Annotated in this window: 22 protein-coding genes and 1 pseudogene; 12 read left to right on the forward strand and 11 right to left on the reverse strand. The window is 73.1% G+C overall.

What is annotated here, in order from left to right; genetic code table 11:
- Positions 1-11: 11 nt before the first annotated feature.
- From AB0E98_RS23010 to AB0E98_RS23020, 3 genes are all read left to right on the forward strand, one after another.
- Positions 12-938, forward strand: coding sequence for a DMT family transporter (locus AB0E98_RS23010; protein WP_361705556.1), 927 nt, complete (start codon positions 12-14; stop codon positions 936-938).
- 82 nt (positions 939-1,020) lie between these two features.
- Positions 1,021-1,392 (forward strand): VOC family protein, encoded by a 372-nt coding sequence (locus AB0E98_RS23015; RefSeq protein ID WP_361705559.1) that lies wholly within the window; start codon positions 1,021-1,023, stop codon positions 1,390-1,392.
- 96 nt (positions 1,393-1,488) lie between these two features.
- On the forward strand, positions 1,489-3,165 hold the full coding sequence (locus AB0E98_RS23020) for a bifunctional 3'-5' exonuclease/DNA polymerase (RefSeq protein ID WP_361705561.1): 1,677 nt from the start codon (positions 1,489-1,491) through the stop codon (positions 3,163-3,165).
- A 2-nt stretch (positions 3,166-3,167) separates the two neighbouring features.
- Here the strand turns inward: AB0E98_RS23020 and AB0E98_RS23025 are convergent.
- The 3 genes and pseudogenes from AB0E98_RS23025 to AB0E98_RS23035 form a co-directional block, all read right to left on the reverse strand.
- A pseudogene (locus tag AB0E98_RS23025) lies at positions 3,168-3,452 on the reverse strand (IS5/IS1182 family transposase); the annotation flags it as partial.
- A 556-nt stretch (positions 3,453-4,008) separates the two neighbouring features.
- The gene (locus AB0E98_RS23030) at positions 4,009-5,538 is read right to left on the reverse strand and encodes an AMP-binding protein (protein ID WP_361705563.1); all 1,530 of its coding nucleotides are present in this window, start codon (positions 5,536-5,538) and stop codon (positions 4,009-4,011) included.
- A gap of 222 nt (positions 5,539-5,760) precedes the next feature.
- Positions 5,761-6,282 (reverse strand): TerD family protein, encoded by a 522-nt coding sequence (locus tag AB0E98_RS23035; RefSeq protein ID WP_361705565.1) that lies wholly within the window; start codon positions 6,280-6,282, stop codon positions 5,761-5,763.
- Between the two features lie 393 nt (positions 6,283-6,675).
- Between AB0E98_RS23035 and AB0E98_RS23040 the strand changes: the two genes are divergently transcribed.
- Positions 6,676-7,758, forward strand: a complete 1,083-nt coding sequence (locus tag AB0E98_RS23040; RefSeq protein ID WP_361705977.1) for an SH3 domain-containing protein — start codon at positions 6,676-6,678, stop codon at positions 7,756-7,758.
- Positions 7,759-7,874: 116 nt separating this feature from the next.
- Entirely contained in the window at positions 7,875-9,020 is a 1,146-nt protein-coding gene (locus tag AB0E98_RS23045) for a methyltransferase (protein WP_361705567.1), read from the forward strand.
- Between the two features lie 62 nt (positions 9,021-9,082).
- Here AB0E98_RS23045 and AB0E98_RS23050 read toward each other — a convergent pair whose 3' ends face one another.
- On the reverse strand, positions 9,083-10,105 hold the full coding sequence (locus AB0E98_RS23050) for a peptidase (protein ID WP_361705569.1): 1,023 nt from the start codon (positions 10,103-10,105) through the stop codon (positions 9,083-9,085).
- Positions 10,106-10,363: 258 nt separating this feature from the next.
- Here AB0E98_RS23050 and AB0E98_RS23055 point away from each other — a divergent pair, with 258 nt between their 5' ends.
- The gene (locus AB0E98_RS23055; RefSeq protein WP_361705571.1) at positions 10,364-11,707 is read left to right on the forward strand and encodes an NAD(P)/FAD-dependent oxidoreductase; all 1,344 of its coding nucleotides are present in this window, start codon (positions 10,364-10,366) and stop codon (positions 11,705-11,707) included.
- A 40-nt stretch (positions 11,708-11,747) separates the two neighbouring features.
- Here the strand turns inward: AB0E98_RS23055 and iscX are convergent, their stop codons facing one another.
- A complete protein-coding gene (iscX, locus tag AB0E98_RS23060) occupies positions 11,748-11,963 on the reverse strand; it encodes a Fe-S cluster assembly protein IscX (RefSeq protein WP_311608225.1) in 216 nt (71 codons plus the stop codon).
- A gap of 295 nt (positions 11,964-12,258) precedes the next feature.
- Positions 12,259-12,873 (reverse strand): TetR/AcrR family transcriptional regulator, encoded by a 615-nt coding sequence (locus tag AB0E98_RS23065; RefSeq protein ID WP_361705573.1) that lies wholly within the window; start codon positions 12,871-12,873, stop codon positions 12,259-12,261.
- A gap of 173 nt (positions 12,874-13,046) precedes the next feature.
- Between AB0E98_RS23065 and AB0E98_RS23070 the strand changes: the two genes are divergently transcribed.
- Positions 13,047-13,919, forward strand: a complete 873-nt coding sequence (locus AB0E98_RS23070) for an NAD(P)-binding domain-containing protein (RefSeq protein WP_361705575.1) — start codon at positions 13,047-13,049, stop codon at positions 13,917-13,919.
- A 73-nt stretch (positions 13,920-13,992) separates the two neighbouring features.
- Here the strand turns inward: AB0E98_RS23070 and AB0E98_RS23075 are convergent, their stop codons facing one another.
- The 3 genes from AB0E98_RS23075 to AB0E98_RS23085 all read right to left on the reverse strand — a co-directional run bounded on the left by AB0E98_RS23075 (position 13,993) and on the right by AB0E98_RS23085 (position 18,036).
- The gene (locus AB0E98_RS23075) at positions 13,993-15,420 is read right to left on the reverse strand and encodes an FAD-dependent oxidoreductase (protein WP_361705578.1); all 1,428 of its coding nucleotides are present in this window, start codon (positions 15,418-15,420) and stop codon (positions 13,993-13,995) included.
- Positions 15,421-15,602: 182 nt separating this feature from the next.
- Positions 15,603-16,778 carry an acyl-CoA dehydrogenase family protein gene (locus AB0E98_RS23080; protein ID WP_361705580.1) on the reverse strand — a complete coding sequence of 392 codons (1,176 nt, stop codon included), beginning with the start codon at positions 16,776-16,778 and terminating at the stop codon, positions 15,603-15,605.
- Between the two features lie 208 nt (positions 16,779-16,986).
- The gene (locus AB0E98_RS23085) at positions 16,987-18,036 is read right to left on the reverse strand and encodes a questin oxidase family protein (RefSeq protein ID WP_361705582.1); all 1,050 of its coding nucleotides are present in this window, start codon (positions 18,034-18,036) and stop codon (positions 16,987-16,989) included.
- Between the two features lie 219 nt (positions 18,037-18,255).
- Between AB0E98_RS23085 and AB0E98_RS23090 the strand changes: the two genes are divergently transcribed.
- Positions 18,256-19,506: a cytochrome P450 gene (locus AB0E98_RS23090; protein ID WP_361705584.1), complete on the forward strand. Its 1,251-nt coding sequence runs from the start codon at positions 18,256-18,258 to the stop codon at positions 19,504-19,506.
- Positions 19,507-19,541: 35 nt separating this feature from the next.
- On the opposite strand, the gene AB0E98_RS23095 is transcribed toward AB0E98_RS23090, so the two are convergent.
- Positions 19,542-20,282, reverse strand: coding sequence for an acyltransferase (locus tag AB0E98_RS23095; protein ID WP_361705586.1), 741 nt, complete (start codon positions 20,280-20,282; stop codon positions 19,542-19,544).
- A gap of 204 nt (positions 20,283-20,486) precedes the next feature.
- Between AB0E98_RS23095 and AB0E98_RS23100 the strand changes: the two genes are divergently transcribed.
- From AB0E98_RS23100 to AB0E98_RS23115, 4 genes are all read left to right on the forward strand, one after another.
- Positions 20,487-21,044, forward strand: a complete 558-nt coding sequence (locus AB0E98_RS23100; protein ID WP_361705588.1) for a L,D-transpeptidase family protein — start codon at positions 20,487-20,489, stop codon at positions 21,042-21,044.
- A 150-nt stretch (positions 21,045-21,194) separates the two neighbouring features.
- Positions 21,195-22,157 (forward strand): hypothetical protein, encoded by a 963-nt coding sequence (locus AB0E98_RS23105; protein WP_361705590.1) that lies wholly within the window; start codon positions 21,195-21,197, stop codon positions 22,155-22,157.
- Between the two features lie 7 nt (positions 22,158-22,164).
- The gene (locus AB0E98_RS23110; protein WP_361705593.1) at positions 22,165-22,893 is read left to right on the forward strand and encodes a hypothetical protein; all 729 of its coding nucleotides are present in this window, start codon (positions 22,165-22,167) and stop codon (positions 22,891-22,893) included.
- A complete protein-coding gene (locus tag AB0E98_RS23115) occupies positions 22,877-23,776 on the forward strand; it encodes an inositol monophosphatase (protein WP_361705596.1) in 900 nt (299 codons plus the stop codon). Before AB0E98_RS23110 ends, AB0E98_RS23115 begins: the two co-directional genes overlap by 17 nt.
- 13 nt (positions 23,777-23,789) lie before the next feature.
- Here the strand turns inward: AB0E98_RS23115 and AB0E98_RS23120 are convergent, their stop codons facing one another.
- A complete protein-coding gene (locus tag AB0E98_RS23120) occupies positions 23,790-24,992 on the reverse strand; it encodes an SLC13 family permease (RefSeq protein ID WP_361705599.1) in 1,203 nt (400 codons plus the stop codon).
- Between the last annotated feature and the right edge of the window lie 24 nt (positions 24,993-25,016).

Raw genomic sequence — 25,016 nt, forward strand, 5'->3', positions numbered from 1 at the left:
CTTGGAAGTTCATGGCCGCGACCGCGATCCTGTGGGGTTCGGCCTTCCCGGCGATCCGTGTCGCGCTCGACGGCTACGAGCCGACCGCCATGGCCGTGCTGCGGCTGGCCGTCGCCGTCGTCCTCCTGCTGCCGTTCCTGTTCACAGGCCGAATCAGCAGGCTGCGCCGTGGCGACGTGCTGCGGATGGCGGGCTTCGGACTCACCGGCATGACCGCCTATCAGCTGCTGCTCTACGCCGGCGAACGGCACGTCGAGGGCGGCACGGCCGCCATGCTCGTCGCCACCTCCCCGGTGTTCGCCACCGTCCTGGGCATGCTCGTACTGCGCGAGCGGCCCGGCGCCTGGGGCGTCGGCGGACTCCTCGTCGCCCTGACCGGTGCCCTGGTGGTCGCCATGTCGGGCGGCGGCGGGGGCGGTTCGCGCTCCGGCATGGCGATGGTCGTCCTCGCGGCGGCCGCCCAGGCGACGTCCTTCATCCTCCAGAAGCCCCTGCTGCGCCGCTACTCCGGCATGGACTGCATCTTCTACGGCAGCCTCTTCGGCCTGGTGCCCCTGCTGTTCTTCGCCCCGAAGGCGGCGAGCCAGGTGGCGGCGGCCGGCTGGCAGCAGAGCACCGCGGTGGCATGGCTGGGCCTCGGCTGCACGGTGCTGGCCTTCTGCACCTGGTCGCGGGTGCTGGAGGCGGCCACGGCCTCGACGAGCTCCCTCGTGCTCTACGCGGTGCCGGTCGCCGCGCTGGCGCTGGACGCGGCGCTCATGGGCGTCCTGCCGAGCCCCCTGGCGGCCGTGGGCGGCCTGATCGTCCTGGCCGGCGTCGGCGTCGCCGCCATCCGCCGGCCGTCCGGGCGCAGCCGAGTGGTGGCCGGTTCGGCCCCGCGCGAGAAGGCCGGCGCGGGGGGCGCGGCCGACGCGCCGAAGGCCCCCGCCACCCGCTGAACCGGCGTCGCCGGACACTACATTCGGTGTCCGGCGATGTCCGGCGACGCGAAGGCGCGCCGCCCGCGCGAAGGAGGCGGCCATGTTCCGGGACACCGAGGCGTTCAGCGGCTTCTCCGTGGACGACATCCCCGCGGCCCGGGCCTTCTACGAGCGAACCCTGGGGCTGGCCGTCGCCGAGGAGCACGGCATGCTCCATCTGCGCCTCGGCGGTGGCGCCACGGTCCTCGTCTACCCCAAGGCCGACCACACGCCCGCCTCGTTCACCATCCTCAACTTCCCCGTCGACGACATCGAGGCGGCCGTCGCCGAGCTGTCCCGGCGCGGCGTCGAGTTCGAGCGCTATCCCGGTCTGGAAGCGGACGAGAAGGGCATCTTCCGCGGCGGCGGACCCCTCATCGCCTGGTTCACGGACCCCGCCGGGAACGTCCTGTCGGTCCTCCAGGAGACCTGACCCCCTCGCCGTCCCCGGCCCCCGATGACCGTGGGGTGGGCGGCCGCGGACCCGTGCGGACCGTGATTGTCAGACCCCGGTGCGACACTCTCCGTCATGAGATGGGCGGTGGCCGAGACGGCGGACGGGAGCGCGCGCCTCTGCCCGGTCGACGGGGAGGGGCGGGCCGCCGGGCCCGTCGAGACGGAGAAGAGCCTGGCCGAAGCGATCCGGTCGCGGCCCGGGGTGGACCGCTGGGTGTGGCGGTCCACGGCGGAGGCCTACGGGCGGCTGCTCGCGGCAGGCGTCCGGGTCGACCGCTGCTACGACGTCGAGGCCGCCGAGTCGCTGCTGATCGGGCACGAGGAGGGCCAGTCCGGCCAGCCCCGGTCGCTGCCCGCCGCCTGGGCGCGGCTGCGCGGGCTGCCCGTGCCGGCCGACCCGCCCGCGCGGGCGGCGGAGACCCAGCCGTCCCTGTTCGCCCCCGGCCCGGTGCCCCTGCCGCCGGGCACGGACGAGCTGACGGCCCTGCTGGAGGTGTACGCGGAGCAACTGGCCCGGACGGAGCGGACCGCGCACCCCGGGCGGATGCGCCTGCTGACCGCCGCCGAGTCCGCGGGCACCCTGGTGGCCGCCGAGATGGGCCGGGCGGGGGTGCCCTGGCGGGCCGACGCCCACCGGGAGCTGCTGCTGGAGCTGCTGGGCGAGCGCTATCCGGGCGGCCAGGAGACCCGGCGGCTGGCCGAGCTGGCCGACGAGGCGTCCCGCGCCTTCGGGGACGGTGTGCGCGTACGGCCCGACCTGCCGGCCGACATCGTGCGGGCCTTCGCCCGCGAGGGCATCGCCCTGTCCTCCACCCGGGCCTGGGAGCTGAAGGAGATCGACCACCCCGCCGTCCCGGCCCTGCTGGAGTACAAGAAGCTCTACCGGCTGCACACGGCCCACGGCTGGGCCTGGCTCCAGTCCTGGGTGCGCGACGGCCGCTTCCGGCCGGAGTATCTGCCCGCCGGCACGGTCACGGGCCGGTGGACCACCAACGGGGGCGGGGCGCTCCAGATCCCCAAGGTGGTGCGGCGGGCCGTCGTCGCCGACCCGGGCTGGTGCCTGGTCGTCGCCGACGCCGACCAGATCGAACCCCGGGTGCTGGCCGCCGTCTCCCGCGACCCCGGGCTGATGGACGTCGCGGGCAGCGGCCGCGACCTCTACGCCGATCTGGCCGAGCGGCTCTTCGCGGGCGACCGGGAGCGGGCCAAGCTCGCCATGCTGGGCGCCATCTACGGGCAGACCTCCGGCGACGGCCTCAAGCACCTGGCCGACCTGCGCCGCCGCTTCCCGGCAGCCGTGGCCTTCGTGGACGACGCGGCCCGCGCGGGGGAGGAGGGCCGCCTGGTGCGCACCTGGCTCGGCCGCACCTGCCCGCCCTCCACCACCGCCGGCGTCCCCGACGAGGCGGGCCTCCCCCAGGAGGACGAGCCCACCGCCCCCGGCGGCACGGCCGGCGCCCGCGCCCGGGGCCGGTTCACCCGCAACTTCGTCGTCCAGGGCAGCGCCGCCGACTGGGCGGTGATGGTCCTCGCCCTGCTGCGCCAGTCCATCGCGGACATGGGCGCGGAACTGGTCTTCTTCCAGCATGACGAGGTGATAGTGCACTGCCCCGAGGAGGAGGCGCCCGCCGTCGTGGAGGCCATCCGCGCCGCGGGCGACCGCGCCGGGCGCGTCGCCTTCGGCGACACACCCGTGCGCTTCCCGCTCACCACGGCAGTGGTGCGGTGCTACGCGGACGCCAAGGACTGACCTCAGGTCTCTCCGGCGGATCGCGACCGGAGCCGGAGCCGGATCGAGACAACGGTGACGGTGCCGTGGAAAACGTAGGCGCGTTTGTCGAGCCTCGTCGCCACGGCCCGGAAGTTCCTCAGTGCGTTGATCGTCCGCTCAGCCTCGTTCCCGCGTTGGTAGGCCGTCTTGTCGAAGCCGGCGGGCCTGCCGCCGTGGCTGCCGTGTCTCTTGCGGTGGGCCCGCTGGTCTTTCGGCTCGGGGATGGTGTGCTTGATCTGGTGCCTGCGCAGGTAGCGGCGGCCTCTTGCGTGCTCGACGCGGGCGCGGAGACCTGTTTGTTCTCAGCAGGTCCCAGCGGCGGCTGACCGTGGAATGGCTGACACCGAAGACCGGACCCGCGACCTCCTGTGTGAGGTTCTTACGCATCAGGCGGACCACCGGCATCGCCGATTGGTACAGCCCGATCGCCGCGGGCCGTCCGCTCGGCCTCGCTGCCTCGCCGAGCAGCTGCGCACACCGCCCGTACAGGATCTGATGCTGCCCGTCTGACCTTGTGTCATTCCCGAGTCGGCGCACGGACCCGACGTCCACCAGCCATTCGAACCCGCCGCCCGGCGGGAGTGGCCACACGCACGACGGTCTCTCCTCGATCCCGAAACCCTCGCGGCCGGCTTCGTCGTCGACTGGTCCGGCCTCCGCCGGACCGGAGCCCACCGCCGGGCCGACCGGTCCGGGGGCCCGGCGGTGACACAAGACCGCGCCGCCGCTGAGTGACGGCGCTTCGCACAGGGCGGCCGCGCCGGGCGCGTCGTCTTCGGCGACGCGCCCGTGCGGTTCCCGCTCACCACCGCCGTGGTGCCGTCAGGCCGTGATCGGCTTCGCCTCGCGGCGCAGCCGGTTCTTGTCGGGCTTGCCGGCCTCGGTCAGGGGCAGGGTCTCGGTGAAGGAGATGCGCGCAGGCTCGTACATGGCGCCGCGGCTCTCGCGGACCAGGGTGCGCAGTTCCTCCTCTTCGGCGTCGGCGCCCGGGCGGCGGACGACGACGGCGTGCACCTGCTCCATGTTGTCGGCGTCGCGGACGCCGAATACCGCGCTCTGGGCGACGTCCGGGTGGGAGTTGAGGAGGTCCTCCAGCTCGGTGGTGTAGACGTGGCCGCCCACCACGATGATCATGTCCTTGAGGCGGTCCACGACCGTCAGGAAGCCCTCGTCGTCCAGTCGGCCCACGTCGCCGGTGTGCAGCCAGCCGTCGCGCAGGACCTCCGCGGTCAGCTCGGGCTGCTTCCAGTAGCCGCGCATGATGTGCGGGGAGCGGACGCAGATCTCGCCGAGCTCGCCGTTCGGCAGCACCCGTCCCGACTCGTCGCGGATCTCGACGTCGACGCCGGGCAGGACCTGGCCCGCCGAGCGCAGCAACTCCGGCCGCGCCAGGTCGTGCTGGTCGGGCATCAGCATGCTGATGCCGCCGACCTCGCTCTGGCCGTAGAACTGGACGAGCACGGGGCCGAAGCGTCGCATCGCGTCGGCGAGCCGCGCGGGGGAGGCCTGGCAGCCGCCGTAGACCAGGGCGCGCAGGCTGGAGGTGTCGGTGGTGTCCGCGTCCGGGTGGTCCATCAGCCGGTAGAGCAGCGGCGGCAGGAGGAAGAGGTCGGTGATCCGCTCGCGCTCGACGGCGGCGAGCACCCGGGCGGGGTCGAAGTCCTCCTGGAGGGCCACGAAGCCGCCCGTGCTCAGGGTGATGTCGGTGAACAGGCCGCCTATGTGCGCGACCGTGGTGCAGACCAGTTGCCGGCGCGGGTAGTCCTGGGGCGAGGTCCGGTAGCCGGCTATCTGCTCGAAGGTGGTGCAGATCCCCTTGGGGTGGCCGGTGGTCCCGCCGGTGTGGCGGATGGAGCAGATGTCTTCCGGCCGCGCCTCGCCGGCCAGGGGCTCGGCGGACTCGGCGGCGGCGAGCTCCAGGAGGTCCGTGCCGAGGGGCGCGGGCCCGAGTGTGAGGACGTCCGCCACCGGCGCCTGCGCGATCAACTCGGCGGCCCGCTCGGCCCAGCGGGGGTCGACGATCAGGGCGCGGGTCTCGACGTCCTGGACGATGGCGGCCTGCGACTCCGCCGACAGCTTGTTGTAGAGGTGGTTGACGGCGCAGCCGAGGAGGTTGGCCGCGTACCGGGCGGCGATGACCTCGGGGAGGTTGCCGCTGAGCAGGGTGACGGTCTGGCCGCGGCCTATGCCGCGCTGCCGCAGGGCGCGCGCCATGCGATGGACGAGGGAGCGGAGTTCGCCGGCCGTGATGGACCGGCCCTCGTGGTGTAAGGCCTGTCGGTCCGGGGCGGTGTTCAGCGCATCGAGGATGTCCTCCACGTAGCTGCGGAAGGCGATGGGGGTGGCGGTCATCGGGGTTTCCTCCTGGCGGCGGCAGGCGATCCGGGCCGCCGCTCCATATGGTTTCCTAGGGCAATCATATGAACGATCCGCCCCGTCGATCAATTCCAACCGGAGGTCCGGTTTCCTCGGCCCCGTCGTGGTCCTGTCCGAGGTCCTGCCTCCACCCTCCACCCCATGACACACCCGTGCCCGGCGCCGCCCGGGACGGCGGCGCCGGGCACGGGCACGGGCTCACTGCCCCATGATCCTCGCGAAGGTCGCCGGATCGGCGTCGAAGCCGCGCACGCCGCCCCGGAAGGTCCAGGCCCCCGAGGCGTCACGGACGAACTCCGCGACCGTCGCCGCCGTCGCCCCGCCGACCCCGGAGAAGTCCTCGTCCGCCAGCTGCTCACGGTCCGCCCGGACCCGCACGCCCGGCCCGGCGACGCCCGCGAACGTCAGCCGCCCGTCGCCCTGCTGTATGGCGACGCCCACGACGACCCGGACGTAGCCGGGGCTCAGCCGGTCGAGCTCCAGCGTCATGACCTCGTCGTCGCCGAAGCCCTTGCCGTCGGGGCTGTCCCGGTTGAGCGTGATCGTGCCGTCGGGCGAGCGGCTGTCGAAGTGCACGAGGTAGGCGGGGTCGCCGTGCGGGGCGCCGGCGCCGTACGTCGCCGCGATCAGGTCCAGATCGTGGGGAGCCGCGCCCGGAGGACTCGGATCCCATCTGAGGGCCACCACGACCCGCTCCAGCCCCTTGTTGAGACCAGGCATAGGACTCTTGTTCAGGCCGCTCACAGGACCTCCCCATTTTCCTCGGCGCGCCGACCCTCCATGGTGCCACGACGGACCCGCGCGCCGACGGCCGAAGGCCCACCGCCCGGGCGGGGTTGACGGGAAACCGGCCCGGGACGGTAACCCCGGGGGAAGGGGGACGGACGGGGTGTGAACACCGGAAATCCCCCGGCCGTATTCGACGCTGACCGAATACCGGTGACCGCGCGCCCGCCGCACCCCACCATCCGGAGAGGATCCCCCACCACCGCGGCACCCCGCGGAGCCGGTCGCATCGCGGGGATCGCCGTCCGGGAGGAGAGCGCGTTGCAGATCCGCTTCATCGGTGTCCTGAGGCCGGTGGTGGTCCTCACCGTCCTGGCCCTGGCCGCCCTGTGCACGACACCCGCCGTCGGCGCGGCGCCCTCCGCGCGCCAGGCGGCCATCGGCCTGCCGGCCGGAGTCAGCGCGGGCATCGCGGTGTTCGACCGGCAGACCGGCACGTTCACCGAGCAGCGGGGCGCCCGGGCCCGGTTCCGGTCCGCCTCGGTGGTCAAACTGCTGATCGCCCTCGACTACCTCTGGGACCGCGGCCCCTCGTACCCCATACCCGACGCCGACCGGGCACGGCTGGACGTCATGCTGCGCAGCAGCGACGACGGCGCGGCCAGCGCGTTCTGGGACCGGAACGGGGGCGGCGCGATCGTCGAGCGGATGGTGACGCGGCTGAAACTGGCCGACACCGCGCCGCCACCGGCCGACCGGCCCGGATACTGGGGCTACACCGCGCTCTCGGCGGCGGACACCGTCCGCGTCTACCGGTACCTCCTCGACGAGGCGCCCGCACCCGTCCGCGACTACATCATGGGCAACCTGCGCGCCTCCACCCGCTGCGGCACGGACGGCTACGACCAGAGCTTCGGCATCGCGGCCGTCTTCGACCGGCCCTGGGCCGTCAAACAGGGCTGGTCCGGCTTCGACTCCAACGGCTGCACGACCGATACGCCCGCGACCGGGAAACAGGCACCGGCGGCACGCACCGCCCCCGCCGACGGCGTGGACCTGCGCCGCCCCGCCCTCCACACCACCGGCACCGTGGGTGCCGCCGACCGCACCATCGTCGCCGTGTTCACCCTCCACGCCGAAGGCACCCCCTACGGCAAGGCGTACTCCGACCTCGGCAAGGTGGTGCGCCGGCTGAACGTACCCGGCGGCACCCCCACCCCCGGCGGCTGGTTCGGCACCTGGGGCTCCGGGGTGCGGGTGAGGGCCCAGGCCACCACCGACTCCGCCGTGCTCACCACGCTGCCCGCGGGCGTCGAGGTCCTGGCCGGCTGCCAGAAGCGGGGACAGACGGTCACCGTCCCCCCGTACACCAACGACTGGTGGGCCTATCTGCCCAAGTACGGCGGCTACATCACCAACATCTACGTCTCCTCGCCCGGCGACAAGCTACCCGGCGTGCCCGACTGCTGACCGCGCGACGCCGCCGGCCCCGCCCGGCCCGGGACGCCACCCGGACCGGGACGCCGCCCGGCCCGGGACGCCACCCGGACCGGGCCCGGCGGCCACTCGGCTAGCCTGAAAGCACAATGAACCGTTTCACGACGTCACGGGGTGAGTACGAACTCACCCGCTTCCCCGAGGACCCCCGCGACACCCTGCGCGCCTGGGACTCCGCCGACGAGTATCTGCTGGAGCACCTCGCGGAGGCCGGCACGGACCTCTCGGGCACCGTGGTCGTGGTGGGCGACCGGTGGGGAGCCCTGGTCACCGCCCTCGCCGGGCACCGGCCCACCCAGATCTCCGACTCCCACCTCGGCCAGGAGGCGACCCGGGCCAACCTCGCGCGGGGCGGCGTCCCCGCCGGCGACATACGGCTGCTGTCCACCCGCGACACCCCGCCCGGCCGGATCGACGTCCTGCTCGTCCGCGTGCCCAAGAGCCTCGCGCTCCTGGAGGACCAGCTCCACCGCCTCGCGCCCGCCCTCCACGAGAACACCGTCGTCATCGGCGCCGGCCGGGTCACCGAGATCCACACCTCGACGCTCCGGCTGTTCGAGACGATCCTCGGCCCCACCCGCACCTCCCTGGCCGTGAAGAAGTCCCGGCTGATCTTCTGCACGCCGGACCCGGGCATCGCCCGCCCCGCCAACCCCTGGCCGCACCGCTACGCCCTGCCCGACGACATCGGCCCGGCCTCGGGGGCGACCGTCACCAACCACGCGGGCATCTTCTGCCCCGACCGCCTCGACATCGGCACCCGCTTCCTCCTCGCCCACCTGCCGGACCGCCGGGGCCCCGAGCGCGTCGTCGACCTGGGCTGCGGCAACGGCGTGGTCGGCACCGCCGCGGCGCTGGCCAACCCCGAGGCGGAGCTGCTGTTCACCGACGAGTCCCACCAGGCCGTGGCCTCCGCCGAGGCCACCTTCCGGGAGAACACCGGACCGGACGCCGTCGCCACCTTCCGCGTCGGCGACGGCCTGGAGGGCGTACCGGCCGGGTCGGTGGACCTCGTCCTGAACAACCCGCCCTTCCACAGCCACCAGGCCACCACCGACACCACGGCCCGGCGGATGTTCGCCGGGGCCCGCGCCGCGCTGCGCCCCGGCGGGGAGCTGTGGGTCATCGGCAACCGGCACCTGGGCTACCACGTCCGGCTGCGGCGCCTCTTCGGCAACTGCGAGGTCGTCGCGAGCGACCCGAAGTTCGTGATCCTGCGGGCCGTCAAGCGCTGACCCTCGCCCGTACACGGACGTCCCGTCCCCGCGTGCCGGGGACGGGACGTCGCGCGCCGGCGTCAGGTGTTCTGCGCCGTGTCGTAGAGGTTCTTGGCCTCGTCGCCGAAGTAGGGGCCGAACATCGTGTTCGGCAGGAACGTGTAGCCGAAGCTGTTGACCGAGGACTGGAGCCCGGCGCCGGTGGACTCGTCGAAGGACGTGAACCACGGGCCGCCGCTGGACCCGCCGGTCATATTGCAGCCCAGGCCGTGGTCCTGGGTGAGCAGGAAGTCCTTGGAGGACGTCCCGCTGCAATGGATGAGCTTGCTGCCGTCGTACGGGGACGCCGCCGGGAACCCGAAGGCGTACATGTCCTTGTTGTAGCCGCCGTTGAACTCAAGGCCCTGGCCGCCGACGACGTCCGTGAGCCGCTTGCCGTCCACGGGGCCGACGACGGCGGCTCCGATGTCGTTGTTCATGTCCTCGCCGGCGGTCCACTGGGGGGTGGAGAGCGTCTTGGCCGCCGCCCAGGTGCCGTAGGGCGACTGCCCGTCGTGGTAGCCGGGGACGAAGACCCAGTTGGTGTGCCAGCTCCCCTGGTACTTCACACAGTGCCCGGCGGTGAGGACGACGCTGCCGTTCTTGCTGGTCACGGCGTCGCCCGAGCAGGAGGCGGTGCGGTTCTGGAAGGTGAAGAACACCCGGCCGATCGTGTGGACGACGGCGCCGCCCCCGGTCCAGGGCCCGCCGGCCTGCGGGAAGGACTTCACCCGGACGGACGGGCCCGTCGGCGTCGCCGGGGCGGTGGGCGCGACGGTGGACACCGTGCCGCGTGATTCCGCGGCGGGGCGGGCCGCCGGGGCCGCGAGGCCGTCCGGGGCGCCGCCGGGCAGGTCGAGCGGGGTGGCCGAGCGCATCCGCTCGGGGGTCCAGAAGGCGACGGCGCCGCGCTGGGCCGCGGCCGTGTGCGTCGTGTGCGTGGTCGCCGGGGCCCGCCCGGCCCCGGCCGGCTCGGCGCCGGACGCGGTGGCCGGAGCGCCCAGGGCGACCAGGGTGCCGACGGCCAGCAGGACGCCGGAGGTGCTGCGGTGGGGACGTCTCACGCGTACTCCTTCTGCCGAGGCCGGGCGCGTTACGGGCGCGGGGCCGTGTGGGGGACCGGACCGGCTGCCGGGGTCCGGGCAGACGAGTGGTGCGGATTCGACGGTGCGTCAGGAAGCGTGCCACGCACGGCGTGGGATTGACAGGGGCGTGTCAATGGCGTGCGGTCGGCCCGTCCGTTTTCCGCCGTGTGATCCCTCCACGGGCCGGCGACCGCAGTGCTCCACCGGCGGTCGCGGCCCATCGCTTACGGTTCCGGTATGAAGATCTCGGAGTCGCACCCTGACGTTCCGGCCGCTCCCGCCGACGGCCGTAGGACCCTGGTCCTCGGCGCGGGCATGGCCGGGCTGTACGCCGCCCGGGAACTGCGCCGCGCCGGCCACTCCGTGACGGTCCTGGAGGCCCGGGAGCGCGTCGGCGGGCGGCTGTGGACCGAGGAGTGGGAGGGCCTCCGCGTCGACCTGGGCGCCTCCTGGATCCACGGCGTCGAGGGCAACCCCGTCGCGGAGCTCGCCGAGGAGGCCGGCGCCGCCACGGTCGTCTACGACGTCGGCACCCTCGACTACGGCAGCCAGGACGGTACCGTCTCGTACGCCCCCGGCGGCCGGCGCGTCGCCCGCGCCGAGGCGGAGACGCTGGAGAAGGACCTCAAGGCCGTCGGTGCCGCGCTGGAGGACCTCGCCGCGCGGGCGGAGCCGGGGCTGTCCCTCGCGGAGGGGCTGCGTGCCGTGCTGGGCGTCGCGGGCCTGGAGCCGGAACGGGCCAGGCGGGTCGTCGAGGCGTGCGGCCGCATGGCGGAGGACGACTGGGGCGCGGGCATCGGGGAGCTGGCCCTCGTGGCCGTGATCTGGGGCAAGGACTACGAGGGCGTCGAGGCCGTCTTCCCCGGCGGCTACGGACAGCTGACGGACCATCTGGCCGGGGGACTGGACGTACGGCTGGGCCACCGCGTCACCCGCGTCGAACACGGTGGCGACCGGGTCGAGGTCCACACCGAAGGCCATGGCGTCCTCACCGCCGACCGGGTCGTGGTCACCCTGCCGCTGGGCGTGCTGAAGGCCGGCGCCGTCACTTTCGCGCCGGAGCTGCCCGAGGCCAAGGCGCGCGTCATCGAGCGCATGGGCATGGGCCTCTACGACAAGCTCTACCTGCGCTTCGCGGAGGCGTTCTGGGACGACAGCGACGTGATCCGCCTGGAGGACACCCCGCACGGTGCCTTCGCCAACTGGTTCGACCTCCGGCGCGTCACCGGCGCCCCGGTGCTGGCCGTCCTCCACGGCGGGCCCGTGGCCCGCCGCCTCGAAGGGCTGGACGACGCCACCGTGGTGGGCGATGCCCTGGCCGCCCTGCGCGGCGTCTACGGCGACGGGGTGCCCGACCCCCTGGCGTACCGGCTCACCCGCTGGGCGGCCGACCCCTTCGCCCGGGGCTCGTACTCCTTCCCGGCCGCCGCCTTCGAGCCCGGCGACCACGACGTCCTGGCCGAACCCGTCGGGGACCGCCTGTACTTCGCGGGCGAGGCGACGAGCGCCGACCACAGCAGCACGGTCCACGGCGCGCTGCTCTCCGGCCGCCGCGCGGCCCGGAGCGTCCTGGCGGGCTGAACGGGCTGGGGGACCCCGGGGGTCGTCGCGGGCCCGGCGGTCAGCTGGCTCTGTCCTCCCGGGTGACGGTCCTGTCGCTCCACGCGAGCTGGATCGACTCCAGGAGCCGGGCGTTGCACCGGGTGGGGTCGTCGCTGAAGCCGGTCAGCCCGGCGGCCCAGTTCTGGATCTGGGCCAGATCGGTCGTCACCGGCCTGGTGGTGGGGTGCTGTTCGGCGAGGCCCGCCGCGATCTCTTCGATGTCCGTCCATCGCATGGGCCAGAGTGTGGCGGAGGGTGCCCGCCAGGTCCAGGGAGCCCTCCCGCCGGGCGGGCGGAAACGTCTGCCCATCGTCCGGTCATCGTGGTTGTCCTGCGGCGATGACCGGACGATGACCGCACGGTGGGCACGGGTTGGGTGACTCCGCGTTACGGTCGGCACGGGGTTGACGCGCGGTCAAGTGCGTCGGCGGGCACCCGTCCCGAAAGAGAGCATGAGCACCATCGTCCTGGCACGGCCCACCGGAGAACGAGGCCGCTTCGCCTTCTCCGCCAGTGGGCCGGACGCCTGCTTACCGATAGGTGCGGATCAGCCGGGCCAGGTGCCGGCCGGCCGTCAGCAGCGGCTCCTCGCTCCGCAGCACCTGCGCCGTCATCTCGGCGCCCTCCAGGGTGCTGATCGCCGCGCAGGCCAGATCGCGGGCGGTGTCCTCGTCGAGACCGCCGCCGCGCAGCTTCTCCGCGACCAGGTCGGTCCAGTGGCCGATGGCCTCGGCGCAGGCCTGCTGGATGGCGGGGGCGCGCCCGACGGTCTCGAGGGCGGTGGCCGCCACGGGGCAGCCGTCCATCCAGTCGGACTCCCGCAGGGAGTCGGCGAGCAGCCGGGTGCAGGCGCTCATCGCCTCGGCCGGGTCGTCGTCGGCGGCCAGTCCGGCGCGCAGGATGTCGGCGAACTCGTGCTCGCCGTGCTGGATCGCGGCCACGGCGAGCTCCTGCTTGCCGCCGGGGAAGAAGTGGTAGACGGAGCCGAGGGTGGCTTCGGCGTCGCGGGCGATCTGTTTGATGCCCGTCCCTTCGTAGCCCTGGCGCTGAAGCAGCCGGGCTGCCGCCCGGACGATCCGGTCCCGGGTGCCTACGGCGGCGTCCGTTCCCTCGGTGGCGTCGTGTCGCGGCTTGGTGGTCTGCATTCCATGAGTTTAACGGATAGAGCGTTCGCTCTAGTGCTGTGCTATGTTGATTCTGGGTAGAGCGTTCGTTCTAGAAAGAGCGGACCGTCGCCCCTCCGTCCTGCTGTACCCCCGTCAGGACGGCGGAGCGGACACCCGGCGGTATCAATCGCGGTAACGACCAAGGAGAACCAGTGAGCAAGCAGGCAGTGACCGTCATCGGGCTGGGCCCGATGGGCCAGGCGATGGTGACCGCGTTCCTGGAGAACGGCCACCCTGTGACCGTGTGGAACCGGACCGCTAGCAAGGCCGACGAGCTCGTCGCCAAGGGCGCCGTCCTGGCCCCCTCGGTCGAGGACGCCCTCAAGGCCAACGAGCTCGTGGTGCTGAGCCTCACGGACTACGACGCCATGTACGCCATCCTCGAGCCGGCCACGGCCGCCCTCGACGGCCGGGTGCTGATCAACCTCAGCTCCGACACCCCCGACAAGGCCCGCGCGGCCTTCGAGTGGGCCGCCGGCCACGGCGCCAAGCACGTCACCGGTGGTGTCCAGGTGCCCCCGCCCCTGATCGGCAAGGAGGGCTCCTCCACCTACTACAGCGGCCCGCGCGACGTCTTCGACGCCTACCAGGAGACCCTCGCGGTCATCACCGCCACCGACTACCGCGGTGAGGACCCGGGCCTCGCGGCCATGTACTACCAGGCCCAGATGATCATCTTCTGGACCAGCATGCTCAGCTACTACCAGGCGCTGGCGCTGGGCAAGGCCAACGGGGTCTCCGCCAAGGAGCTGCTCCCCTACGCCTCCAACATGATGACGATGATGCCGCACTTCCTGGAGCTCTACGCCCAGCACGTCGACAACGCCGAGTACCCGGGCGACGTGGACCGGCTGGCGATGGGCGCGGCCAGCGTCGACCACATCCTCCACACCAGTGAGGACGCGGGCGTCGACACCGTCCTGCTCAAGGCCGTCCAGGACATCTTCCAGCGCGGCATGGGCAAGGGCTTCGAGGCCAACAGCTTCTCCAGCCTCATCGAGGTCCTGAAGAAGCCCTCCGCCTGATCCGGGTGAAACCGCGGAACGCCCCCCGCCGAAGCCTTCGGCGGGGGGCGTTCCGCGTCAGCGGTGAGGAAGGTCAGCCCGCGAGGGCCGCCGCCTGCTGCGCGGCGCGCAGACCCGACTCGATCGCGCCCTCGATGAACGCGCCGTGCCAGCCCTTGGCGATGTCCGCGCCGGCGAACACGATCCGGCCGTGCGGCTGCTCGATCTGCGGGAACAACTGGAGGAGCTGGTTGGGACGGCGCATGCCCCAGCCGCCCATCGCGTACTTGTCGGCGTGCCAGGCCGTGGCCCGGTAGTCGGCCACCTCGGCCCCGGGCAGGAACGCCTGGACCGCCGTCTGCACCTTCGCCTTGTCGTTGGTGTCCAGCGACGGACCGCCGAAGGCGACGAAGAGGCGGCCCTCGGGAAGCTGCTGCTGCGGCACCAGCATCAGGATCGGCGAGCCCTCGGGGGCCTGGCCGTAGACCGCGTCGACCTTGCCCTTGACCAGCACCCAGATCTTGGTCGCGTGCGGCACGCCCATGCCCTGGGTGGTCGCCTGGGTGTGCGCCTTGGGCAGCCCGGGGTTGAAGGTGATGGACTTCCAGACGTTGGCCGGGGTCGCGACCACCGCCACCGGAGCGGAGTACGCGCCGCCGCCCTGGACCTGGACGGTGACCCTGCCGTTCGCCTCGGTGATGGAGCTGACCGGGGAGTTGAGGCGCACCATGGCCTTGGAGTCGGCGAGCATCGCCTTCAGCAGCGCGCTCATGCCGCCGACGGGCTTGATGCCCATCGTGGACTCGAAGCCCTCGTAGGTGCCGCCCGCGAGCTGGTACCACTGGGCCATGCTGGTCAGCGCGGCCCAGGAGCTCGAGCCGCCGGCGTAGACGGCGGAGCCGCCGTTGAGCCACTTCAGGTCGACGGGGGAGAGCGACAGCTGCCGCAGCCGGTCCTCGAGCGAGAGCGGGTCGACGGCCGCCAGCAGGTCCTTGCGGAACAGCGGGTCGCCGGGGTGCTCGAAGTAGGACTCGGAGCCCTTGAACAGCTCCTTGAACAGCCCGCTCAGCTTGCTGGAGACCGTGGGGAGGTCCACGCCGACCAGGCCGTCGGCGCCCGGCATCATGGCGCGGTCACCGGGGGTCTCGTAGAAGGTCTTGATCCCGTAGCGCGCCACCTCCTTCTGGGCGAGCTCCTGCTGCGGGCCGAGCCAGCCGCCGCCGAAGTCGACGGTCTGGCCGGCGAAGCTGCCGGTCCATATCCGGCCGCCGATCCGGTCGCGGGCCTCCAGGACCATGGTCTTGAGGCCCTTGGCCCCCAGCTCGCGGGCCACGGTGCCGCCGGCGTAGCCCGCGCCGATGACGATCGCGTCGAGCCGGGTCTCCTCGGTGGCTCGCGCGGTGCCGGCCAGGACCGGGCTGAGGGAGGCGGCCAGCGAGGTGGCGCCGACGGCTTTCAGCAGCGTCCGGCGGCCCAGCCGACGATCGGTGATCTTCACTGAGCCTGCGTCATGAGCGTTCATGGCAATCCTTCGATGCGGTGCGGTGTCGAATGGCCGTGCCGACGGCGCACGCCGACGGCACGACGGAAGAGAGCACGACGGAAGAGAGCAAGACGGAAGAGAGCAAGGGGGGTACAGGCAAGGACCGGCGGAAATGCCCGCCGGTCCTTGCCCGTTCACGCCACGGGTCGCGCGGCGGTGGATCAGAGGTAGTCGGTGCCCGGCTCGAGGCCGAGGAGGACGCGGCCGTGCGCCTCCAGGGAGCCGACGGGCGTCAGCAGGCCGTGCAGCGACAGCGCGGCGATGTCACGGAAGCTCCGCTGGAACGGCGCGCTCCGCAGGATGGCCGAGGCCGAGCTGATGTTGAACAGCGTCTCGACGGCCTCCTTGGTCGCCTGGACGACATAGCCGACCTGGCCACGGACGGCGGCCTTCTCCTCCGTGGTCATCTTCTCGCCGGCGTCGGCGGGACGCTGCATGTCCTCCAGCCAGACGCTCTGGAGCGCCTCGCACGCCGCGATCTTGTTGGCGGCGTGACCCACCTGCACCTGGGTGTAGGGGTGCTCGGCCTGGTCGGTCCAGTTGCTGTAGGCGATGGCCTTGCCCGGGGTGCGCTCCAGGAACAGCTCCAGGGCGCCCTTCGCCAGACCGAGGTACACCGGGGCGCAGGTGGCCAGGATGTAGCTGGTGAGGTTGTAGTTGCGGCCCTTGAGGTCGGCGTTCCAACGGTCACGGGTCGAGGCGTCGTACACGTCGACACCGACGATCCGGTGCGCCGGGACGAAGACGTCCTTGGCCGTGGAGGTGGCACTGCCGGTGCCGGAGGCGCCGAAGACGTCCCAGTCGTCGGCTATCTCGATCTCCGAGGTCGGCACGATCGCGAAGAGCTCCTCGTGCTCACCGTTCTCGTGCTCCACCAGAGCCGCGTGGACGTTCCACTGGGCGCCGGGGACACCGGTGTTGAAGCGCCAGGTGCCGTTCAGGATGTAGCCGCCGTCCACGGGCTTGAGGGTGCCGCCCGGGGTGAAGCCGCCGGAGATGCGCACCGAACCCTCGGCGAAGATCTCCTCCTGGGCCTTGTCGGGGTAGAGGCTGGCGATCCAGGCGGTGGAGATCCACACCATGGAGACCCAGCCGGTCGAGCCGCAGCCGCGGGAGATCTCGGAAATGATCTCGGCCTGCTCGGCCACCGGGAGGTCCAGGCCGCCGAATTTCTTGGGCACGGCGATACGGAACACGTCCGCCTTTTCCAGCAATTCGATGTTGTCGGCCAACAGCCAGCGCTGGTCCTCGGTCTTGCGGCCGTTTTCCCGGAGCGTCGGAACAATGTCCCGGACCGCTGCCAGCACCTCGGCGGCACCGATTTCTGACGCGCTCATCCTGCCTCCTGGCATTGATAATTGATACATGGTCCGCCCTGACGGGCGTACCGGTCAGTCCAGCGGCGACTGTACCTGCGCCGCGCATCGAAGTCGGGCGCGGACGGTAACGCGGCGGTCATCGCAGGAAGGGCCGATGAATGCGCGATTACCGGCCGGTGAGTCCCCGGTGGGGAATTCCGGCCGGTCCGGTCGAGGCGTATACCCGCTAGTCGTCGCGATCAATGAGCCGAATGGCGTTCAGTGCGGCCGCAAGGGCCCGTTCGTCCCCTTCATCCGCCGCGGCCGCCACATCCAGCGCCGTGTCCGCGAATTTGATGACATGTTCGTCGCCGTGCTCGACGGCGCGTTCGAAGACCTCCTCCGGGACGAGCGAGGAGGCGTCCGGCGCGGGCCGGGGGGCGTCCGCCGCGTAGATGGAGGTGATCGCCGCCGTCACCGCCCAGGCCGTGGTGAGCGACGGCGCCCACAGCTCCTCGGGCAGCGCCGGCAGTGTGCGCAGCACCGCGTTCGGCGCGGTCGCGGCGTGCACCAGCATCACGCCGTTGCCGTGCCCGAATTCGCCGTAGTGGAGGGTGGCGGCCCGGACCAGCGCGGTCAGCTGCTCCCGGATCTCCTCCGGGGTGCCGGGCACGCGCACCGACTCGACGGTCTCCCGCCAGCCGGGCGTGCCGGGCAGCTGGGCGTACCCGCGCAGCGGCAGGCCGCCGCGCTCGGCGACGCGCGGCAGGTCCGGCAGGGCCCGCGCGGGTGTCGAGTGCCCGGCGGGAGCGACCTCGGCCGGCAGGGGGGTGTGCCGGGCCGCCCAGTAGCCCAGGGCGTGGGCGAGCTCCGCCAGGACCGCCTCGTCCTCGCCCCCTTCGCCGAGTGCCCGCACGGCGTGGCCGACGCGGATGACCGGGTGCGCTGCGGCGCCGGCGATGCCGGGCAGCAGCCGGGGCCACCATTCGGCCAGGACCTCGCGCCAGGGGCGCTCGGCGATATGACGGGTGAAATAATCGCTCCAGTCGGCCGCCCGGCCGGTGTCGCCGAGCGCCTCGCGCCATTCCGCGTCGGTGATGGGGGCCAGCCGCCGGGGTACCTCCTCCAGCCGGGTCGTATATCCGTCGAGCCAGCGGTGGACGGCGTTCTCCCGGCCGTGCCGGACCAGTGCCTCGACGGCCATGGGGCCGTGATTGGCGAGAAAACCCCGGAATTCGGGTCCGGAACGGTGCAGTCGCCGCAGGGCCTCGTTCAACGTGCCGTTCGTCGATTCCATGGGCCGAGGCTAGATCGCCGCCGCGGCCGGGGTAACGGTCCTGAGCCCTACACCGGAAGTCCTACGGCGGCCCCGCGCGGGCCCGCCCCCTCACACCTGTGGGTGTATTCCTCGGCCCGGCGAATGCCCCTTTCCGGGGCGGGAATAGCCAGTATGTCCGGGACTGTTCCGTCGGGCGACCCGGCCGGCCTCCGGCATGAGATGAGGACGTGAACGAGCATGACCGTTTCCTTCCCGGAGCCGTCCCCGGCCGAGGGGGCCGCTCCCGCCCCCCGCCCCGGCGGCGCGGTGCACGACTGGTCCGTGGACCCGCTGCCCGCCCTCGAATTCGACCCCCTGCTCCACCGGTTGCTGCGGGAGGAGCCCATCGCCCGCGTCCGGATGCGCTTCGGCGAGGGGGACGCCTGGCTGGTGACCCGGTACGAGGACGTCAAGACCGTCGCCTCCGACCCCACGCTCAGCCGCGCCCTGACCGTCGACAGGCCGGTCACCAGCATGACCCCGCACGTGGTGGCCCCCGCCGGTGGCATCGGCCGCACCGACGCGCCCGACCACACCCGGCTGCGCCGCCTGGTCGCCCAGACCTTCGGGCGCAAGCGGGTGGCCGCCCTGCGCTCCCGGGCCCAGGAACTCGCGGACCGGATGACCGAACGCATGGCCCGGCTGGGCCCGCCCGCCGATCTGACGGAGTGCCTGACCGGGCCGCTGCCCGCCCAGCTGATCGGCGATCTGCTCGGCGTGCCCACCCGCGACATCGACCTCCTCCAGACCTGGCGCGGCGTCATCCTCTCCAGCGACCACACCCAGACGGAGAGCGAGGCGGTCAAACGCGAGATCGCCGGCTACTTCCGCGCCCTGGCCGACCGCCGCCTCACCGACCCCGGCGACGACCTCTTCAGCGCCCTGGTCGCCGCCCACGCGCAGGAGGAGCTCAGCCGCGCCGAGCTGGTCTCGCTCGCCGTCATGCTCGTCCTCAACGGCATGGACGCGGTGCGCAACCAGGTCTCCAACATGGTCTACGCGCTGCTCACCCACCCCGGACAACTGGAGCGGCTGCGCGCCGAACCGGAGCTGCTGCCCGGGGCCGTGGAGGAGCTGCTGCGCTACATCCCCCACCGCAACGGCGTCGGCCTGCCCCGGATCGCCACCGCCGACCTGACCGTCGCGGACACCACCATCCGCGACGGCGATGTCGTCTACGTCTCCTACCTGGCCGCCAACCGGGACTCCTCGGTCTTCACCGGACCCGACCGGCTCGACCTCGGCCGCGACGAGGCCCCCAACCTGTCCTTCGGCCACGGCGCGCACTACTGCGTGGGCGCGCTGCTGACGCGGATGGAGGCCGAAGTCATGCTCTCCACCCTGCTGGAGCGCTTCCCCCGGCTGCGCCTGGCCGTCGAGCCGAAGGACATGCGCTGGCGGCGGGGTTCCATCAACAGGGGTCCCGAGACCCTGCCCGTGGCCTGGTGAGCGCGGGCGGTCGTGGCCCGGCGAGTGCGCCGCCCTCAGCCGCCGTCCGCCGGGTCCGGCGCCAGCCGCTTGAGCTGATCGGCCGTGACGCCCTCGGGGACCGGCACCGGAGCCGGCGTGCGCAGCGGCGGCTGCCAGCCCGTCTCCCGGTCCCAGGTGCGTACGATCCGGGCGGGCGCCCCCGCGACCACCGCGTGGTCGGGCACCTCACCCCGGACGACGGCGCCCGCCGCGGCGACCACGTTCCGGCCGAGCCGTGCGCCGGGCAGGACCACCACCCCGGTGCCCAGCCAGCTGCCGGAGCCGATCTCCACGGCCTCGCTGCGCGGCCACTGCTTGCCGACGGGCACATCGGGGTCGTCGTAGCTGTGGTTGGTCGTCGTGATGTACACGCCCGGACCGAAGAAGCAGTCGTCCCCGATGGTCAGCGGCGCGTCGGCGATCACATGGCTGCCGCGCCCCAGCACCACGCCGTCGCCCAGCCGCACGATCGTCTCCCGCCCCAGGTCGAGCCCGGGCAGCATCCCGGCGGTGAGCGTCACGTCCTGGGCGATGACGCAGTGCTCGCCGATCTCTATCCACGGCTCCCCGAAGATGGTGCCCTGCGGAAAGGCGAGCCGGGAGTGACCGCCGAGCCGGCGGAAGCGGTACGGGCCCGGGCGCTCGGCGGTCACGGCCCCGGCCTCCCGCACCCAGCGGGCGCCGCGGTGGACGGCCGCGGAGGCGGCCCGGCGCCGCCAGCGCGCCAGGGTCGGGAACAGGTTCTGCTTCGGCACCCGCTCACCGTACTCAGCGCGCCACCGGCCGAATCCCGCCCCGGCCTGTGATCTTCGCCCCACCCCGTCCGTCCGGTGGCCGCCGACGGGATCGCACGACCGGGTGAAGCGGGACGAGCAGGCCGTCGGCGCCCGCACCGTGCGGTAAGGGTGGCCGCGACGGGAAGCCTCGTGCCCATCGGCCACCTCCAAGGAGACCTCCTCATGCCACGTCCTCCGTCCTCCTCGCTCCGCGTCGCCCTCCTGCGCGGCGCGCTGGCCGCCGCGCTCGCCACCACGGCCCTGCTCGCCCCGGCGGACCGGGCGACGGCCGGCGGGGGCGGCACCTACCTGAAGTTCACCAAGCACACCCCGGACGACTCCCGGCTGACCTACGTCCGGCACGGCCGGCCCGTCGTCACCTACCGCGCCGGCTCGGGCAGGGTGCCCGACGAGTGCCTGCGCGGCCGGGGCTGGCTGCCCGACGGCACCTACACCCTGGGCCGCCACCACACCGCGTACGACGGCAACCTCATCAAGGGCTACGCCGTCGAGCTCGGCACCAAGCAATGCCACGACGGCACCGACCGCACCGAGCTGTTCATCCACAGCCAGATGACCCGCTCCGGTGGTCAGGGCCGGGGCGGCTACCAGCGCTGGGACGGTCCCGGCGACTACACCTCCCACGGCTGCGTGAAACTGCGCCCCACCGATATCAAGGAGCTCTACCGGATCCTCGACCGCCACGGCTGGCCCGCGACCCTGCGGGTGACCGGCGGCTGAGCCCAACGCGCCCCCGCCCCCGGCCGGTTCGCCCCCGGCGCCGCACCGGAGCCGCCCTGGCGCGGAACGTACCTGTCACCGGGTATATGCCTGGCCGCCCGCCGCACCCGGCTCCTACGATTGACGTAACCGGGGGAGAGGCTGGGGGCCATGGCGGGCACTGCGGCACGGCTGGGACGGGGCGTGGAGAACGCCGTCGCCTGGACCATCAGGAACCTCGACGGCGTCATCGCCCTGGGCGCGGCCCTCGCCATCGGCACCCTCGACGTCCTCGACATGCCGGTCAAGGACAACATCACCTCCGGGGTGATCCTGCTGGTCCTGGCCGCGCTGGTCCTCGGGACGCTCACCGAGCGGCGGCGGCGTACGGCCGACATCCGCGCGGCCATGAGCGGCACCCGGCACGCGCTGGAGGACCTCACCATGGTGCGCTCGCTGTCCGCCGCCGAGCTGGAGGCGGCCCTGGACCGGGCCCGGCTGAGCACCGACCGCTGGGTCTTCAAGGGCGGCACCGGCACCTATCTGCGCGCCGTGACCCTCCCCGTCTGCGTCCGCGAGGCCCAGCGGCAGCGCCGCTCCCTCACGATGAAGATCGACATCGTCAGCCCGGCCGACGAGCAGGCCTGCGCGGCGTACGCGCGCTTCCGTCAGACCTTCGCCCACCGGCTGCACTCGGTGCCCGCGGAGGCATGGACCGCCGACCGGACCCGCAAGGAGTCCCTCGCCACCGTGCTCGCCGCCTGCTGGTACCGGCAGCGCCTCGACACCCTGGAGATCGACGTCCATCTCTCCTCCGTCGTCCCCACGCTCCGCTTCGACCTCTCCAGCTCCTGCCTGATCATCACTCAGGACGACCCCCAGCGCGTCAACCTGCTGGTGGAGCGCGACCGTCCGCTCTACGACTACTACGTCACCGAGCTCCACCAGAGCCGGGAACAGGCCCACACCCTGGACCTCACCCGCACCGTCCCGCTCGGCGACGAGCCCACGGTCGACGAGGTCGTCCGGCTCTTCGAGGGACTCGGCCTGCCGCTCCCGGCCTCCTGCACCGACCGTGACATCGGCGACATCATCGACAAGGCCCTGCACGCGGAGAACCCGTACCGGAGGTGAGCTTCCAGTGCGCAGCCCCGTGGACTACCGCCGCATCGAACAGGCCATGGCGAGGGGGACGAGAGACGGGTCGGCGGCCGGCGAGCTGTTCGCGGCGGCCGCGACGGTCCTGGAGGAGATCGCCTCCGGACGGCGGGCCCTGCGCGCCGTCCGCCATCCGCTGGGGTTCCTCTGCCTCCCGGTGCGGCGCGAGGGCGACCGGGGGGTGTGCGTCCATGTCTTCGACGACGCGGTGGCGGAGCCGCCGCCCACCCGGCCGACCACCTCGCCCGTGCACGCGCACAGCTGGGACCTGGCCAGCTGTGTGCTGTACGGGCAGGTCGGCAATCTGCGGGTCCGGGTGCGCGACGACCCCGAACGGCCCACGCACCGGCTCTTCGAGGTGCACAGCACCGCGCCCGGCACCCACCCGGCCGGCGGGATGGACGACGCCCCCGCGGTGGACGAGATCCGGCCGACTCCACGCCTGGTGAGCGCTGCGCCCGGCCCCGAGGAGACCGGCGTCGCCGGCGGGATCTACCGGCTCCCCGCGGGGGAGTTCCACACCACCGTCGTCCCCCCGGGCACCGCCGCGGCCACCCTGCTGCTCGGCCGCTCCCTGCCCGGGCGCCGCGACCTCGTCCTCGGGCCGGTGCATGGCCCCGCGCACCGGGTGGTACGACAGACATGCGACGCCGCGCAGACCGCCCGGACGGCCCGCACTGTCCTGAGGAGGATCGATGGACACCACTGCTGATGACGACGGCCGCGCCGGGTCCCCGGGCCCGGACGGGCCGGCGGGTTCCCTGGCGGCGGAGCGCCGGGTGGCCGTCGGCGCCGCCCAGGAGGCGGGCGCGCTGCTGCGCTCGCGCTTCCACGACGACTACGACGTGCGGGCCAAGGACGACCGGGGCGACGTGGTCACCGAACTCGACCTGCTGGCCGAGCGCCTGGTGGTCCGGCGGCTCCGGGAGAGCTTCCCCGGCGACCGGATCCTCTCCGAGGAGGCGGGCCCCGTCCCCGCCGCGCCCGGCGCGCGGACCGGCCGCACCTGGCTGGTGGACCCCCTCGACGGCAGCAACAACGTCGTCATCGGCCTGCCCGCCTACGCCGTCGGCATCGCCCTGTGCGTCGGCGAGGCGGCGGTGCTCGGCGTCGTGCACGACCCGGTGACCGACCGCACGTGGACGGCCTCGGCGGGCCTCGGCGCGTACGGGCCGCGCGGCCGGCTGACCGGGCCCGCGGGCCGCCCGTCCGCCGCCGGGCCCCTGCTGGCCTGGACCCAGGGCCACGCGGTCGCCCGCCGGGACCCGGTGGCGCGCGCCCTCAAGGACGCCCTGGAGGCGCGCTCCCGGCGGGTGCTCCAGCTGTGGGCGCCCCTGCTGGCCTGGGCGATGCTGGCCCGCGGCGACATCGACGGCTTCGTCGGCTACCGCGCCGAGGCCATCGACCTGCCCGCCGGGGCGCTGCTGGCCGCCGAGGCGGGCCTGGCCATCCGGGCCCTGGACGGCGGCGCCTTCCACGGCGGCGTCGGCGGCCCCGACACCGACCGCAGCTTCGTCGCCGGACGGCCGGAGGTCCTCCCCCACCTCCTGGAACTGGTCGCGGAGGGCCGTTCCACGACGGCGCCCACGCCGTAGGGGCACGAGGCGGTCACCTCGTTACGGTGAGCGCGCAGACGGACGCCAGCAGGGCGCCGACGGCCAGCACCGCGCCCGTCCCCATGAACCGGCCCGGGGACACCCGCACGCCCTGCGCGTGGCAGCGTTCGAACCACAGCAGCGTCGCCAGGGAGGCCCAAGGGGTGATCACCGGGCCGACGTTGGTGCCGATCAGCAGGGCCAGCAACTGGTCGTGATTGCCCACGGGCACGGCCGACTCGCCCGCCAGATAGACCGGCAGGTTGTTGAGCGCGTTGGCCAGCCCCCCGCCCACCCCCGCCGCCCGCAGCATCCCCGGCAGGCCGCCGTCCGTGCCCACCGCCCGCGCCAGCAGCTCGTGCAGCCCGTTGACATTGACCGTCTCCACCACCAGGAACAACCCCGGCACCAGGATCAACAGCCGCCACGGCACCAACGACAGCCGCAGCGCCGCGCGTCGCCGTACCGCGAAGGCCGCCACGGCGAGCGCGGCCGCCACCGCCGACGCCGTCCACAGCGGCACCGCGTCGATCAGGATCGCCAGCAGGAAGCCCGCGCAGGCCACCGCGCACACCCGGAACAGCACCCGGTCGGCGGGCCGGTGGACCTCCGGTGGAACGTACCGCTGCGCACCCCGGCGGTCACGGCGCCAGTAGAACAGCCACAGACACCCCATCGTCACCGCGACCGACGCCAGTTGGGGCGCCCACATCCGCTCCGCCAGCCCCATGGGGGAGAGCGCCACCCGGTCCGCCGCCAGCAGATTCGTCAGGTTCGACACCGGCAGCAGCAGGCTCGCCGTATTGGCCAGCCACACCGTCGTCATCGCCAGTGGCACCGCCGCGATCCCCACCCGGCCCGCCAGCGCCAGCATCACCGGAGTCAGCAGCACGGCCGTCGTATCGAGATTGAGCGTGATCGTGGTGACCGACGCGAACACCACGCATAACACGAACAGCCTGGCGTAACTGCCCCGCCCGACCCGTGCCACCCCCGAGGCCACCACGTCGAACACCTCGGCCCGGCTGGTGAGTTCGGCCAGCACGATCACCGTGCCCAGGAACGCCAGCAACGGCGCGATCCGCCGCATCGCGTCCCCGGCGGACCCCGCCGGAAGCAGCCCCGTCGCCAGGAACAGCAGACCACAGGCCAGGATTCCGCCCGCCAGCCAGTCCAGGGGATGCAGGCACGAGGACAGCCGTCGTAAGACACGCACGCCCCGAGGATGGCACAGCGTTCA

The sequence above is a fragment of the Streptomyces sp. NPDC037389 genome (assembly GCF_040636475.1).
In the GTDB taxonomy this organism is placed as follows: domain Bacteria; phylum Actinomycetota; class Actinomycetes; order Streptomycetales; family Streptomycetaceae; genus Streptomyces; species Streptomyces hesseae.